We start from the raw sequence: 15,154 nt of genomic DNA, 5'->3' as shown, positions 1-15,154 counted from the left end.
TGTTTTGAAATGAAAAAAGCCAGACCTCTCAGCCTGGCTAACGAAAAAACTTCCCCCTTTCTTTTTTAGATTATATGGTTGTCACCACTCCTTTCTCAGTCCGGGCCATAAAAAAACGTCGCTTTTCACAAAGAAATAGCGACGTTTTAGTGTAGGTTGGCTCGGTTTTGTTGTGTTTTATGATTATGCCCTTGTATAAAAACCTAAGATTAATGTGGAATCACAAGTTAATGATCCTGATTCGATTTTGAGCTTTTACCGGGAGTTAATCGTTCTGAGAAAATCATATGAGATTATCATTGAAGGCGACTATAATTTGCTGTATCCAGAAGATGATAATGTGTATGCTTACACGAGAGAATGGCAGAATCAGAAGATATTGGTGATCTGTAATTTTAGTAAAGAGCATATTGCTTTTCAGGTTCCATCAAGTTTTGATAATAAAGAGAATAGACTTTTGATTGGTAATTATGAGGGTGCAGCTTTAGAGAAAGAAATGCTTTTGCGGCCTTATGAAGCGGATGTATTTTTATTTACATCATGAGGTCCTAATTATATTATTATGTCATAAAACCGCCCGCAGGTAAATTCTTGCGGGCGGTTTTACATGAAGAAAGCCACACGATCATCCCACGGCTTAGCCTGACGGTAAAAATTACTGCAGTTCCTCATACTTCTTAAAATAACCAATTTTTTTAAACGAGAACTCTTTGCTCTTCACTTTGATAGAAATTGCAAAAGGGAGCAGTATCAAACATACTGCAATACCAACAGAGATTCCGATACCGGCAATGACATCAGCAACTGTGAATACTGATCCAGACATCCATGCGATTCCCCCAATTGCCATTGGAAGCAGCAGAAAAAGGGAGCTGACAAGGCCGGGAGCATAAATAGATCGCTTGCCCCTATCCTTGTAACGCTGATACATCCCGATGCCCTCGCGGGTATGATTGACCGTTTCTGCGATACCAAAGAAAATCACTACGACCGTGACAGCTGCTTCCATTTTCAAGGAGTTTATTGTCAACAGAATAAATACTGTTTCTGCGCCTAAATTGGTGATCATGTTGGTAAGGCGATTCTGCGGATAGACCGTAGGTTCCTGTGAGCCGAAAGTCAGGTTATTCATGTAAAAGAAACCGCCGGGACAGGTGTTTTCCTCAAATATGTGCACGGGAATGGCAGCGGCCAGCAGACAGATCAATTTCTGAGGGATTGTCAAGCTGCTCCAATTCTTCAGTAATAGCAAAAGCATGATGAACCCCATTGTGTACACCAGATACAGCCATACTTTATTACAGAATTTACTTAATAGACTACGCATTTTTTCATCCTCCTACCACAATTTTCTGCGCAAAACGGTCAGAACATCTGCAATTTCCGCCACAGGTTCGGGACTTTCACTGTTTAGCCAGTCGCGGAGCACAGTAAGAGTACCCTGAAAAATAAAACGGCGAATGTATTTCGTCTTCGTTTCAGAATAGCTGCTTTCATCTGCCATATTATCAAAAATAATACTGATACTTGGAATAGAAAACAGATGAGCTGCAAACTCCTGTTCAGGCATGGACCGGATAAGAAGGCAAAACAGTTCCCTGTGTTCATACAAATGGTTCAGTACAGGAAGAAGGGCATTGGTACTTTGTGCAATCATGGATTTTAAGTCCTCATCCAGCTGCGCCATGAAATCTGTTTCGATTTCGTTCAGAAGCTCTGCTGGACTGCCATAGTATTTATAAAAGGTAGTGCGATTGATCTGAGACACCGCACATAGCTCATATACTGAAATTTGGTTCAGCGGCTTTTCTTTTAGCAGCTTTAAGAGTCCTGATTTCAGCATCGCCTTACTGATGCGGATTCTTTGATTTTCCATTTTTCGATTCTCCTCAACAAATAAAATATAATTGTTGATTTTAACTCATTATATTTTATAGCAGTTTATTATAACACATGAACAGAATCAACAGTCTGTTGACTTAAAATGTATATGTTTATTATAATGACAGTATGAAGAATTGTCAACTTTTGGGTTGCAGGAGGTAAAGATCAAATGAAATTTTGGAGACGAAACTGGTATTACATCGGCGGTGTTTTATTTGTTGTGCTGGCTTTTACTATGGGACTTTGGGGGTGTGATCACATGAGTAAGCTTCAGGTTCTTCTGGTGTTCAGCTGGATGGGTATGCTGATGCACCAGTTTGAGGAATATGCTTTTCCCGGTGGATTTCCCATCATATCGAATATGGCAGGATTAGGCGAAACAGAACACCCGGAGCGTTATCCCCTGAATGCACGGCAGAGCTTTCTCAGTAATGGCATTTTCTGCTATTTAAGTTACATCATACCCATCTGCTTCCCCAATTTGATTTGGATGGGTGCCTGTCAGGTTCTGGCTGGCGTATGGCAGTTACCGGGACACGGTATTGCCATGAATCTGCGCCTGAAGAGCAAGTATAACCCCGGTCTTGCTTCTACAGCATTTTTACAGACCCCGGTGGCGATTTACTATATCTGGTATGTCTGCACCTATATACCGGAAAAAGCAGGACAGCTCTGGTGGGGCATCCCCGGTTCCCTCCTCATGCTGCTGCTCACATTTATTGTACCTATCCTGCTTATGAAGGATAAAAACTCACCCTATCCTTTTGAGGATCGGGAACTGTATGGCTATAACAAGGAACACGTTATGGCGCTTTGGGAAGAACGTAAAGCCGCGAAAGCCAAGAAAGAGGGGAGATAACTATGATTAAGAAGCTGGATAAATGGTGCGACATTGATTGGATCATCTTTCTCTGTGTGACAGGCGCAGTTACATCTGTGGTGGCCGCAATCTTCCGGGATAAATTACTTCTGGGCGCACAGGGCGCGGTATTTGTGGCAGTCATCATGCCGTTTCATGTACTGGAGGAGTGGAAGTTTCCCGGAGGCCTGCACTATTTTTACAACATCCTGCTGGGCCCCAGAGAGGAAGAAAAACAGGAGTCTGACCGCTACCCCATGAGCCGGCTGACAGATATGGTTACCAATATGGGGTTACAGTGGATTCCACTGGTATATCTTGCTCTGTGCTTTTTTACGAATCTTTCCAACGCCACCGCTCTGTGTATGATGCTGCTGAGCTTTATTGAAGTCTTAGCCCACACAGGAGCTGGAACCCTTACATATTTCTGGTTAAAAAAGGACGGCAAAAAAACAATTTATCACCCCGGATTTGCTACCTCATGGATGCTGTTCCTGCCCACTGGCATCTATCTGCTGACCCATCTGGAAAATGTGACTGCAAATGACTGGCTGTGGTGCGGTATTCTGTTTGTTATTATGATGCTTATTTGTATCCCTCTGACCGAAACTCCGTTGAAGAAATGGGTCATCAAGCAGGACAAAGGGATGTTTGCCTTTGCAGATGCTAAGTACTATCATAAGTTTCCGAATTTTAGGAAGAAAATAAGGTGAAAGTATGAAAATTTTCCTAAAGGATGTTTATAATCCTTGCATGAGTTCTACGGTACTTCTGCAAATCCCTGTGGCCAATTACTATATTTTCTATGTGACAACGACCATGCTGGATAAACCGTTTTTATCCTGGAAAGATGGAGCAGAATGGGAGCGCGGCGAGACGGGCGCGGCGGTTTCCGACGATTTTTCCATTGGGAGCGGCTGCAGGCTCAGCTTTTTGGCTACATAAAAACAGCAAGGCAGCTAAAACTGCCTTGCTAAAAAGCCTGACTTTGGGATACTCGATTTTCATACCAGATTATACGGCCAGCTCTTCTGTGCGATGCGGCATGAGACAAAGGAAAACTCGGATAAAATGAGTCTGTGTACATCACAGTAAACCTGACGGCGGCCTTCTTCTAAAAGACGGCGTATGTTTTCCTGGAGCTCCATATCCGTGAGAATTAAATCCACCAGCACATCAGAATATCGCGTTCCCTTTCCCGTTTTCAATTCCGTTAACACTCGTTCAAAACACTTTTCACTGGTATAATTACGCCCAAGGTGGTCGGTGGCTGCATCCAGGCTGTCACAGAGCGAGATAATGTCGATAAAGATTTTTTTTGAGGAAGCGGTATTGTCAAAGTCAGAGGGGTAACCGGAGACACCATCAAAGCTTTTGTGATGCCCCAGGGCCAGATCTGTAAATTCCGAAAGTTCAGGAATCCGTTGAAGCATCTCCGCTCCGCTGACTGGATGAAATTTTAAAATCTGAAATTCAAAATCAGTCAGGCGGTGGCTCTGCGCGTTGACGACGCTGGAGCAAAGCAGCTTGCCAATATCATGAAGCAGGGATCCGCAGTAGATATACTGACTGAACTGATTCTGTTTTTCGCATACCTGAGCCGCTGTTTCCGTGCCAAAATGTCCAATCAGAGTCTCCGGCGTATAGGCAATCAGGCTATTTAAAATCTGCATTGCCAGATTGCCCACCATGATGGAATGCATGGCAGTCTGAACCTGGCGGAATACGGTCAGCTTTAACAGCGCAGACAAAAGCTTTTGGCGTCCTCTGATATGGGGGAGAACCGTAAGGACGTAACAGTAGTTATATGAGGCACTGATATAATCCATGTAGGTGCTGTACGGCCGGGTTGCGCAGAAATGGATAAAAAATTCCTGTATTACATTGTAAAATTCCACTTCCTGAGGGTCATTCTTAATCAGATTTTCGGCAATGAGCTGCACTACCTCCACGACTTCTATGGCGTGCAGGCCGCCGTCTGTATCGGTAAGAAGTCGGAGCGCATGCTGATCCATAAAGGTGTGGAGATCCGCTGCAAGCTGCTGTTCCGAATACGCCCCCTTTAAATGGCAGGCCATATGATAGACGAGTTCAGTGCGCAGATGGTAGTTTATGTCTGCATCAGCAGAATCTGAAAGGGTCTGATACAGCAGGCTCGAGGCCTGGCAGATGGCGTCGATCTGCTGCGGCGTACAATGATCTGATGTGATGCATAGCGCAGACATTCCCATATAATAGTCGAAATCAGGGAGTACCCGGTTAAATTCGTAGTTTTGATCCTCTTCGATTACGACACTTTTGCAGCGGACTGCAGCATAGTACCAGTCTAACATTTCTGCCAGATGGATGGGGATGTCCTGTCCAAGCTTTAACTGGGTGAAGAGCCGTTCCATCTCCAAATCAAAAATTGAAAGCCCCATGCTTCGTTCTTCCGGGGTGAGCGTGGAAAACTGACTCTCATAGATGCTGCGGGCCCGGGAAAAATTTTCATGGATTTGATCAGACATATGGATTATGTCAAAAAAACCGCCGGCGAAAGCACGGATGGTATAGCATTTCATCATTGCCGTAGGATCATTTAAGGGCTGATAAAAATTTAACAGAGAATCTGCGATTTCGTACGCCGTACCGAGGTCCTGCATACGGGTGACATAGCGGAACAGCGTTGTAAGAAGAGGATCCGCCACGCTTCGGCTCCAACGCTCCGGTGTTCGTGTAAACCAGCGGATATGCCAGTTCAGCGTCTCTTCGTTTTGCTGATAGGCAGCCCTAACCTTGTTAGAATTGAGTTTATACTGTTGAATCCACTCCTCATCGGGGAGATCTGACTGGATTAGTTCATAGCTGTGATTGCTTAACGTCTTAAGCACAAAATTATAGTCTAAAAGCCATTTCGTCCATGCTTCTCTTGTAGAAAATCCATGAATCTCGTGGTGTTTTTCCATAGTTGTTCCTGCTTTCAGGTTTTGAATGGGATCAGAGTGTTAAAAAGGTTACAAAACTCTATATATTAATCGTAATATGTAAAAAAATGTCACTTTACTATTATATATTATCGGAAATTGTATATGAAGTCAATCGAAAAAGGCGTATAAAGCTTACATAGAAAACATTTACGGCCGTTACCCCGTATTTTATACGGGAGGGCAATCTGCTTTTTCTCCTCTTGTCTTTCTTTCTGTCTGTCATGAATTTTTATTACTCTGCTTATTCGTATACATCCGCTCATCAGCCATTTTCATTAGCTGTTCATAATCGATTCCATCAACAGGGAAAAAGGCTATCCCGATGCTGATACCCACCGATTCCTCAGCAGCGCCGTCTCCCGGATTGTAGGGACTGCTGATGGCCTCACTAATCTTTCCAGATAATGCTTCAGCCATCTTCTGTTATAGGTTGATAATGATGGATTCCAGGATATCCGTCTTGTGGAATAAGGAATTTAAAAGAGCCTCAATTCTCTCCGCATATATCTTTGTCTCACGCCGCGCCTCCGCTTTTTTTAGTTTTGCCTCCTGGACACCCGCATATAGAATGATACATCCCAGGATGAGGAACAGCGCCACGACTGTTACCAGAAAATAGCGGACGATTCCATTTACTCTCTCATGCATATCTACACACCTCCCAGGCTATCGTAAAAATTACCCCTATTGCAACAAGGAATGCACGTATAATCAATTAAAAGAATTCACTCTGTCTGAGGACTACAAGAAAGATAACAAAACTGTAGTTGACGGGGAATCAAACCTGAGTTTATAAGACTGCATATCATTCAGCGGATAACCCTGATACGAAAGATACTATCTTCTTGAATTATTTTTGAACATCGCTTATAATAAAAAATATGAATTGAGCATAATAAGATGCAATTAGAACAGTTGTGGTTCCATAACCAGTGTGGCCGCTTTTTTTCCATAAAAATACAAACGACAGGGAAGGAATCGCTGCGGCTGCTGCGGGGATCTATATTTTCCCGCCTGGTCCCCCGGAGGGGTTCGAGGGGGTGACTTTTGGAAGAACGCTCTCCTATAATTCAGGAAGGGCGGTATGGGAGGTGCTCGTATGTCTTTGTTTGATGTGAATCCAGATCCGGAGGAAGCGTTCTTATATAATACAATAGCATCAATCTGCAGTGACTATTTATATGTCTGGGATTTGGAAGGGGACGTCCTTTTGGCGTCCCCCAATATGGTTTCTGACCTGGGTCTTGCCGGGAATCGCCTGGCCAATTGCTCTCAAATGGATATTAAGTGGGTTCATCCCCATGACCGGGAGCGGGTGCAGAAACAGTATCGAGCGTTTATCCAGTCTAAGGAGGAGAGCCTGAGCTTGGAATATCAGGCGTTAACTGCAAACGGCAGTTATATCTGGTTAAGCGACCGGGCGAAAATGAAACGGGATACGGCAGGAAAACCACTGCTGATTGTAGGTACGCTGCGGAATATGGAGCAGTATGAAGGCGTGGATCAGGTGACAGGACTCTTAAGACACAGCTCCGGCCGTGACAGATTCGAACGTACGCTGGAGGGCAGGGCGGGCTTTCATGAGGAGCTCCTGCTTCTGGGAATTGATGGTTTTAAAAACATCAATATCTTGAACAGCCACAGCTTTGGTGACCTTGTGCTGCGGACAACAGCGCAGGAAATCCTAAAGATGCTTCCGGAACAGGTGAAGCTTTACCGGTATGACGGAGATCAGTTTCTGCTCTCCGGGAATCATGTCCGGCGGGAGGAGATGCTCCGGATTTACGAGGATATCCGGCAGTATGCTTCCGGACCCCACCGGGTAAACGGATGTGCCTATCGGTTCACGGTGTCCGGAGGGATCATCGCTTATCCGGAGGAAGCACACAGCTGGGTGGAACTGGAGAAAGGAGCCTGCGCTGCATTAAGACAAGCCAAGGAAAACGGGAAAAACCAGTGTGTGGAATTCACTGCCGGGCTGCTTGACGAGCTCCAGCTTTCCCATTGTCTGGCGCAGAGTGCAGATAATGGCTTTCAGGGGTTCCGTCTGGTATTCCAGCCGATCTGCGGCGCAGATACCCTGGAGGTACGGGGGGCCGAGGCGCTTCTGAGGTACCGGATGCCGGATGGGAAGGAGATATCGCCGGTAGAGTTCATCCCTCTGCTGGAAAGCAGCCGTCTGATCCTCCCTGTAGGCCTGTGGGTTCTTGAACAGGCTATTATTGCCTGCAAAGTCTGGACGGAGCAAAATCCTGACTTTGTAATGGACGTCAACGTGTCCTTTGTACAGCTGAGGGATTCCGGTTTCTGTGACAAAGTGGAGGCGCTGCTGCAAAAGTACAGCCTTCCCGCGCGGAACCTGGCGCTGGAGTTGACAGAGAGCTACTTCATAACAAACGATGCCAATGTCAATGATTCGCTGGAACGTTTAAACGAGATGCGTATTGAGCTGTCCATGGATGACTTTGGCACCGGTTATTCCTCGCTCGGCCGTCTGGCCGAAATCGGTATGGATGTTGTGAAGATTGACCGCTATTTTGTTAAGGCGCTGCATATCAGCCAGTATAATCACGACTTTGTGGAGTCTGTCATCCGTCTGTGCCATAATCTCGGCAAAGCGGTTTGTATGGAGGGGGTTGAGACAAAGGAGGAATGGGAAACGATCAGCCTGCTCAACGCGGATATGGTCCAGGGCTTTTACATTTCCAGACCAATGGAGCCGGAGGCATTTTTCCAGAAATATCTTACCTCCAGTAATGACAATAAAGTCCTGGAAATTTCCAGTGATCGGATGAAGTTCCAAAAAAAACTGGCAAACAGCAGGGAGCTGCTGTTTGCCATGATGAATGCAACCCCTTTGTGCCTGATGCTCTGGAATCGTCAGTCTGAAATCATGGCCTGTAATGAGAAAGCGGTCCAACTGTTCAGGGCAGAAGGAAAAGAGGAGATTATAGAACATTTCTATCGTTTTTCACCTCTGCATCAGCCGGATGGCCGTACTTCCATTGAACTGGTACACGAGAAAATCGCGGAGGCATTTGCTGCCGGGTATTCAGAATTTAAGTGGATGCACTGTGATAAAGAAGGGGAGAGTATTCCCGTCGAGGTGATTTCCGTACGGCTTCCGTACCAGGAGGATTTTGTTGTGGCCAGTTATACCCGGGACCTTCGCGGGGAAATCGAATTGGAAGAAAAACGTTCGAAGTTCCGGATGCGGCTCAAGGCGCTGTTGGACGCGACCCCGCTCTGTCTCAATCTCTGGGACAAGGAGTTTCACAACATTATGTGCAACCGGGAGGCACCGAAACTTTTTGGATTGGACAGTGAGCAGGAATACCTCGATCATTTTAACCTGCTGTCTCCGGAACGGCAGCCGGATGGCAGTCTGAGCTCTGAGAAGGCGAAAGAGAGAATCAGGGAAGCGATGCAGGTGGGACGCGTTCAGTTTCACTGGCTGCACCAAAAAACAGATGGTGAATTGATTCCAGCTGAAATTACGCTGGTACGTATCGATGGATTGGAGGAAGACGGCAGTGCCATGGTTGCCGGTTATACCAGAGATCTCCGCGACCAGCTCAGGGCTGAAAAGGCGGAGCGCCTGATGGCCAGGCGTGTCCGGGCGATGGTGGATTCTTCCCCCCTTGCCTGTGTACTCTGGAATATGCGGCAGGAAGCGCTGGACTGTAACCAGGTAGCCGTTGAAATGCTGGGAGCCACGGATAAAGAGGAGGTTCTGCATGATTTTGACAGCTTTATGCCCCTCTATCAGCCGGATGGATCTGTCAGCGTGGAGAAGAGAAAACGGACAATGAGCGAAATCCAAAATAACAGACGCTATGTTTTTGAGTGGGTCTATGTAAACAGAAAAGGAGAGAGCATCCCATGTGAGGTCACGCTGGTGAAGGCGGTCATTGGAAACGATGATGAAGACATTATTATTGCCTACAGCCGGGATCTGCGTGAACTGAAGCGTACTATGGAAATCATTGAACGGCTGAAAAAACAGGCCTGCTATGATGCCCTGACAGGCTGTCTGACCCGCGAGTACTTCATAGAAATCCTGTCGGGACAGTTCCAGGAAGGAACGGGAGCAGACTCTGTCGTTCTGGGACTCCTTGATCTGGACGGATTCAAGAATGTCAATGATACCTATGGCCATGAGGCGGGGGATATGACCCTGAAGTGTGTCATGAATAGGGTCAGGGAGCTGCTTCCGGCAGGCACGGTAGTAGGGAGATTCGGCGGGGATGAATTCCTGTTCCTGCTGTATGAGACAGAGCATGGGCTTGTATCGCAGATACTGAACCGCCTCGTAGAGCAGATTCCGCATATGCAGATGGAATATCAGGGAAACATTTTTACAACTTCCGTCAGCATTGGCGCTGTGTTCCAAACAACAGAGGATACCTGTCCGGATGATCTGATCCGCCGGGCAGATGACGCGCTTTATCAGGCTAAGCGAAACGGCCGTAACAGAAGCGTGCTGATCAGAGTGAACAATTGAATAACGGCCAGAAGGCATTTAAATACAATGATTGATCAGCGTGCTGATGATTCGGGAGGTATACTGTGAGAGAATCTTTTTTTGAACGATTAATTATTAACCAGCAAAATCTGGTGGCGTATGCGACAGATACGGATACTAACGAGATTATATATATGACTCAGGCAGCAGCCTCCCTCTATGGATTTGAGCATGTACAGGACACTTATGGGAAGAAATGCTATGAGCTGATACAGGGGCTGGACAGTGTCTGTCCCTTTTGTACCAACAGCAAGCTGGTTCCAGGCCAGCCATATCATTGGGAGCATTATAATGAAAAGCTTCAGATGTGGTTTGACATTACAGATATCCTGGTCATGTATGAAGGAAAATACTGCCGGCTTGAGATTGCACGGGATGTTACAGCCCAAAAGGAAAAATTTGACCGTGTTTCGAACCGTCTTACAGTGGAAGAAACATTGGTGGATTGTATTCAGACACTTTCCAGTGAAGCAGATGTCAACGCTGCCGTGAACCGTTTTTTAGAGATTATCGGTCGCTTTTATGCCGCTGACCGGGCATATATCTTTGAATACAGAAAGAATCAAATTAAAAATACATTTGAGTGGTGCGCCCCCAATATAAAGCCTCAATTGGAGCTTTTGCAGGAAATCCCAATGGAATACATCCGGGATTGGAACCATAAATTTGAGCTTGACGGGGAGTTTTTTATTACTTCACTGGACAGGGACCTGGAGACAGATTCCCCTGATTACCGTATTTTAAAAGACCAGGGAATTGAGAGCCTTGCGGCCGCTCCGCTTAAGAAAAATGGTCAGATTATTGGCTTTCTTGGTGTTGACAATCCCATGGAAAGTACGGGGGACCTATCGCTGCTTCGCAGTGTATGCAGCTTTGTGCTGGAGGAAATGGAACGGCGCAGGCTGATTCAGAATCTGGAGCTATTCAGCTATACGGATTTACTCACCGGCCTGCAAAACCGGAACAGCTACATAAAAATGCTGGACAGACTTTCTCACCAGACCCTGCGTTCGCTGGGCGTTATCTACATCGACATCAACGGGATGAAGAAAATCAACGACAGCAATGGTCATAAGTATGGGGACAGGGTAATAAAAAAAGTGGCAGATATCCTGAAATCACGGGTGGAGAATTCTGCATACCGGGTGGGCGGAGATGAGTTTACGGTAATCTGCGCAGATATAGGAAAGCAGGACTTCCAGACGCTTACGGATAAGCTGATCCGGGATTTTGACAGGAACAAAGAGTATGACGTATCCATTGGCCATACCTGGAAAGAAGGCAATGTATCTGCCGATGAAGAAATCCTGAAGGCCGATGATTTAATGTATGCAGAAAAACAGCGGTATTACCATGCCGTTCTGCAGGGGGACAGAATGGCACGTGCCGGCATTGCCACGGAGCTTTTAAGGGATATTGCCGACCATCGTTTCGGGGTTTATTATCAGCCGCAGATCTGTCTGAAAACCGGACGGATTATGGGGGCGGAAGCCCTGGTGCGAAAATGGAGCAAGCGGGGAACTTTAATTCTGCCGGACCGTTTCATCCCTCACTATGAAAGGGAGCGTGTCATCTGCCATTTGGATTTATTTGTATTCGAGACCGTCTGCGCCGATTGGCAGAACTGGAAAAGGCAGGGGATAGATACCCATATTTCCTCTAATTTTTCCCGTGTTACGCTGATGGCCTCCGATATTGTGACGCAGATCAAACAGATCTGCCGGAAATATGAAGTCCCCGCGGAGAAGATTACCATAGAGGTAACGGAAAGCATCAGTAAATTGGAGCCGCAGCAATTGATTGATTTAATGAACCAGATTGTGGCTGAGGGCTTTTCGGTTTCCCTGGATGATTTTGGTTCGAAATACTCCAACCTTTCTATTTTGACCACACTTGATTTTAATGAGATTAAATTTGATAAGTCCCTGGTTGATAAATTAAGCAGCGATGCAAAGAGCCGCATTGTCATGAAAAATACGATGCAGATCTGCCGCGAACTGCCCATGACACGCTCTTTAGCCGAAGGGATAGAGACCGTGGAGCAGCTGGATCTGCTGCATCAATATCATTGTGACTATGGACAGGGCTACTATTTTGCCAAACCGATGAGCGCGGAATCGTTTTTGGAATTATTAAAGAAGGAACAAATGCTGGGAACCTCTGTTTGGATTCAGTCTGGTCATGATGGAACGGAATAAATGGAATGATTCCGGTCAAATGGAATTTGAAAAAGTCCCGGACAGAGATGAAGCGTCAGGGTGATGGCTGGACGTAATCGCCGGTAACAGGAGGAAAGAGAGCTATGAAGAATTTAAAAGTCAGTAGAAAACTCACGATTTCTTATGGATTTATTTTGAGTTTATTAGTTATCAGTATTGTCGTGAGTATTGGAAATTTAATCAGTATCAGGTCAAAAGTTGAGGTGTTCTACAATGGTCCTTTCCGAGTCCTGAATGCGGCGAACACTGTCAATTCCAGCTTTGAGGCGATGCAGAAATCAGTATTTCGTGCCATCTCCAGTACCAGTCAGGCAAATACAGAGCAGGCGTTAGAGAATGCCAGGGCATGGGAAAGAAAAATCCAGGAACAGATTCCTGTCATTCAGAAAGATTTTTTAGGAGACCAGGCAATTGTTGAACGGCTCCAGGCAGCCCTGGACGAACTTGCACCACAGCGTGAGCATGTCCTGGAGCTTGCAGTACAGAATCAAAAGGCGGAAGCCTCTGCTTATATGGAAGCAAACAATATCATAACCATCCACAAAGCACAGGCGGAACTGGATGAACTGATTGAAATAGCGGACAGAAAAGCAGACGAGCTGATTGTAAATCTGCATGCCATGCAGACGAAATTTATTACCATTTTGTCTGTATTGGGGATAGCCAGCGTACTTGTAAGTGTGTTTTTTGGCATTTATATTACCCGCGGCATTACCAGGCCGATTAAGGAACTGGAAGCTGCGGCAAGGCAAATGGAACAGGGACATCTGAAAATCGATGTAAACTATGCATCAAAGGATGAGTTGGGAAGCCTTTCAAACAGTATGCGGCAGATGTCAGACAAGATTTCCTATTACATGGATGCGATTTCCAGGGTTATGCGGCAGTTGGCTGACAGCAATCTGGAAATACCGCACTATGACGATTTCCAGGGGGATTTTCTGCCTGTACAGGAATCACTGCTGATTGTACTTAACTCTCTGAATGAGACCATTTCAGAAATCAATATGTTCTCCGACCAGGTTGCCAATGGGGCCGACCAGGTTTCGAATGGTGCACAGATCCTTTCACAGGGGGTTATTGCGCAGGCAAGCTCGGTGGAAGAGCTGGCAGCGACCATGTTAGAGATATCCCAGCAGGTGAAAGAGAATGCGGAAACCTCACAGGTGGTAAAAACAGCGGCAGGTGAAATGGGCGCGAATATTCTGGCCTGCAATCAGCAGATGCAGGAAATGAAAAACGCGATGGAAAAGATAAATCAGAATTCAACGCAAATCAGAACAATCATCAAGACCATTGATGATATTGCATTCCAAACCAATATATTGGCGCTCAATGCCGCTGTGGAGGCAGCACGGGCAGGTGAATCAGGAAAAGGGTTTTCCGTGGTGGCTCAAGAGGTGCGCAGCCTGGCAACCAGATCATCCGATGCTTCCAAGAGCACGGAGGCGTTGATCGAGCAGTCTCTCGCTGCGGTAGTTTATGGTACGAAAGTAGCGGAGGAGACTGCAGCCTCGCTTAGGAATATAGCTGGCGGTACCGATGAGATGATATCTAAAATAAATCAAATCGCGGAGGCTTCAAAAAGGCAGGCGGCCGCGACTGAAATGGTTTCTACAGGCATCGACCAGATATCCGATATAGTACAGACCAATTCTGCCACAGCGGAGGAGTCGGCTGCCGCGTCCGAAGAGCTCTACGGACAGTCTCAGGTTCTAAAAAGCAGGGTAAGCCGTTTTAAACTTCATGTCAGCCGGCCAGAGTATTAATTGTACAGAGGCATAGCCGGCAGGCGTGCGCTTTTGCCGGGACATGAGTGAATTTTCTTATTCAATAAACTTTGGAGGTATAAAATATGAGCATCACAAATCAGAATATAGATGGCGGCAAGGCATTTGACTGGAGTAAAACTTCGGAAGACTATGCAAAGTACCGCGATATTTATCCGCAGCAATTTTATGATAAAATCATAGACCGTAAATTATGTATAAGCGGTCAGAGTATACTCGATATGGGTACGGGTACGGGAGTACTGCCAAGAAATATGTATCGTTATGGGGCAAAATGGACAGGCACAGATATTTCAGAAAGTCAGATTAAACAGGCAAAAATTCTTTCACAGGGCATGGATATCGACTATTACGGATTATCCGCAGAAAACATAGATTTTCCCGACCATTCGTTCGATGTAATCACTGCTTGTCAGTGTTTCTGGTATTTTAATCATGAACAGATTATGCCGGCTCTTTCTCGTATGCTGAAACCAAATGGACGCATTCTTGTGCTATATATGGCCTGGCTGCCGTTTGAAGATAAAATAGCAGGAGCCAGTGAGGAACTTGTGCTGAGATACAGCCCTAAGTGGAGCGGGGCAGGAGAAACGATTCACCCAATACAGATACCTGCTTGCTACAGTGAAGAATTTGAATTGGTTTATCATGAGGAATATCCTCTGGATGTTCCTTTTACCCGTGAAAGCTGGAATGGAAGAATGAAAGCCTGCCGGGGGATTGGAGCTTCACTTACTGATGCAGAGGTTGCGGCGTGGGAGCAGGAGCATATGGAACTTCTTAATAAAATCGCCCCTCCCGAATTTAGCATTTTGCATTATGGCGCTATTGCTGAATTAAAAAAGAAATAAATCTCTGATTTGCCTGGGGTAAACGTGAGAACAGGTTCCCAGGCCAGTATGCCCTTCTTG

The 15,154-nt window shown here is 45.9% G+C and carries 13 protein-coding genes; 8 read left to right on the top strand and 5 right to left on the bottom strand.

Features of this window, described 5'->3' with window-relative positions:
• Nucleotides 1–214: 214 nt before the first annotated feature.
• Nucleotides 215–544, top strand: a complete 330-nt coding sequence (locus tag NE473_RS15090) for an alpha-glucosidase C-terminal domain-containing protein (protein WP_256265323.1) — start codon at nucleotides 215–217, stop codon at nucleotides 542–544.
• Nucleotides 545–655: 111 nt separating this feature from the next.
• On the opposite strand, the gene NE473_RS15085 is transcribed toward NE473_RS15090, so the two are convergent.
• Together NE473_RS15085 and NE473_RS15080 are read right to left on the bottom strand one after the other, a co-directional pair.
• Nucleotides 656–1,270 carry an HXXEE domain-containing protein gene (locus NE473_RS15085; RefSeq protein ID WP_242866232.1) on the bottom strand — a complete coding sequence of 205 codons (615 nt, stop codon included), beginning with the start codon at nucleotides 1,268–1,270 and terminating at the stop codon, nucleotides 656–658.
• Nucleotides 1,271–1,339: 69 nt separating this feature from the next.
• Nucleotides 1,340–1,876 carry a TetR/AcrR family transcriptional regulator gene (locus tag NE473_RS15080; RefSeq protein WP_172682291.1) on the bottom strand — a complete coding sequence of 179 codons (537 nt, stop codon included), beginning with the start codon at nucleotides 1,874–1,876 and terminating at the stop codon, nucleotides 1,340–1,342.
• Between the two features lie 177 nt (nucleotides 1,877–2,053).
• Between NE473_RS15080 and NE473_RS15075 the strand changes: the two genes are divergently transcribed.
• The 3 genes from NE473_RS15075 to NE473_RS15065 are packed head-to-tail and all read left to right on the top strand — an operon-like array spanning nucleotide 2,054 to nucleotide 3,688.
• Nucleotides 2,054–2,743, top strand: coding sequence for an HXXEE domain-containing protein (locus NE473_RS15075; protein WP_055651716.1), 690 nt, complete (start codon nucleotides 2,054–2,056; stop codon nucleotides 2,741–2,743).
• 2 nt (nucleotides 2,744–2,745) lie between these two features.
• Nucleotides 2,746–3,456, top strand: a complete 711-nt coding sequence (locus tag NE473_RS15070) for an HXXEE domain-containing protein (protein WP_055651715.1) — start codon at nucleotides 2,746–2,748, stop codon at nucleotides 3,454–3,456.
• A gap of 40 nt (nucleotides 3,457–3,496) precedes the next feature.
• Nucleotides 3,497–3,688: a hypothetical protein gene (locus tag NE473_RS15065; protein WP_155521615.1), complete on the top strand. Its 192-nt coding sequence runs from the start codon at nucleotides 3,497–3,499 to the stop codon at nucleotides 3,686–3,688.
• 59 nt (nucleotides 3,689–3,747) lie between these two features.
• Here NE473_RS15065 and NE473_RS15060 read toward each other — a convergent pair whose 3' ends face one another.
• From NE473_RS15060 to NE473_RS15050, 3 genes are all read right to left on the bottom strand, one after another.
• A complete protein-coding gene (locus NE473_RS15060) occupies nucleotides 3,748–5,688 on the bottom strand; it encodes an HD-GYP domain-containing protein (RefSeq protein WP_055651713.1) in 1,941 nt (646 codons plus the stop codon).
• Nucleotides 5,689–5,928: 240 nt separating this feature from the next.
• Complete coding sequence (locus NE473_RS15055) at nucleotides 5,929–6,126, bottom strand: diguanylate cyclase domain-containing protein (protein WP_055651712.1); 198 nt, start codon at nucleotides 6,124–6,126, stop codon at nucleotides 5,929–5,931.
• Nucleotides 6,127–6,132: 6 nt separating this feature from the next.
• Nucleotides 6,133–6,357: a hypothetical protein gene (locus NE473_RS15050; protein WP_055651711.1), complete on the bottom strand. Its 225-nt coding sequence runs from the start codon at nucleotides 6,355–6,357 to the stop codon at nucleotides 6,133–6,135.
• 451 nt (nucleotides 6,358–6,808) lie between these two features.
• On the opposite strand from NE473_RS15050, the gene NE473_RS15045 reads away from it, so the two are divergent.
• The 4 genes from NE473_RS15045 (at nucleotide 6,809) to NE473_RS15030 (ending at nucleotide 15,094) form a co-directional block, all read left to right on the top strand.
• The gene (locus NE473_RS15045) at nucleotides 6,809–10,213 is read left to right on the top strand and encodes an EAL domain-containing protein (RefSeq protein WP_256265322.1); all 3,405 of its coding nucleotides are present in this window, start codon (nucleotides 6,809–6,811) and stop codon (nucleotides 10,211–10,213) included.
• 65 nt (nucleotides 10,214–10,278) lie between these two features.
• Nucleotides 10,279–12,432, top strand: a complete 2,154-nt coding sequence (locus NE473_RS15040) for a sensor domain-containing phosphodiesterase (protein ID WP_256265321.1) — start codon at nucleotides 10,279–10,281, stop codon at nucleotides 12,430–12,432.
• Between the two features lie 104 nt (nucleotides 12,433–12,536).
• A complete protein-coding gene (locus tag NE473_RS15035; protein WP_256265320.1) occupies nucleotides 12,537–14,222 on the top strand; it encodes a methyl-accepting chemotaxis protein in 1,686 nt (561 codons plus the stop codon).
• An 86-nt stretch (nucleotides 14,223–14,308) separates the two neighbouring features.
• The gene (locus NE473_RS15030; protein ID WP_118041158.1) at nucleotides 14,309–15,094 is read left to right on the top strand and encodes a class I SAM-dependent methyltransferase; all 786 of its coding nucleotides are present in this window, start codon (nucleotides 14,309–14,311) and stop codon (nucleotides 15,092–15,094) included.
• Nucleotides 15,095–15,154 lie beyond the last annotated feature (60 nt).

Origin of the sequence: Hungatella sp. SL.1.14 (genome assembly GCF_024460495.1) — a bacterium.
GTDB classification, from domain to species: domain Bacteria; phylum Bacillota; class Clostridia; order Lachnospirales; family Lachnospiraceae; genus Hungatella; species Hungatella hathewayi.
The sequence above is the reverse complement of the archived record's forward strand: the minus strand, read 5'-3'. Positions and strand labels throughout refer to the sequence as shown.